Here is a 342-nt window from a genome sequence, read left to right as displayed (position 1 = left end):
CTATAATCACACGATCGAACAATATGCTTCTGATGCAGCCGAATTGGTTGAATTCCTTGACCTGAATGACGTAGTACACATCGGACACTCTACAGGTGGTGGCGAAGTGATCCGCTATGTAAACAAATACTCTAACGGAAGAGCTAAAAAAGCAGTCTTAATCAGTGCTATTCCTCCGGTAATGGTTCAAAGTGAAAACAATCCTGATGGTGTACCAATGTCAGTTTTCGATGATATCAGAGATCAGACCTTAAATAACAGAAACCAGTTTTATTATGATCTTACTTTCCCTTTCTACGGATACAACAGAGAAGGAGCGAATGTAAAAGACGGTGTTCAGAG

At 40.4% G+C, this 342-nt stretch carries 1 protein-coding gene; it reads left to right on the top strand.

Annotated elements, in window-relative coordinates:
• A partial coding sequence (locus ACPYOJ_RS34865) for an alpha/beta fold hydrolase (RefSeq protein ID WP_481420306.1) occupies positions 1–342 on the top strand: 342 nt, incomplete at both ends.

The organism is Rhizobium sp. SVR5-9E, from assembly GCF_056755095.1.
The sequence above is the reverse complement of the archived record's forward strand: the minus strand, read 5'-3'. Positions and strand labels throughout refer to the sequence as shown.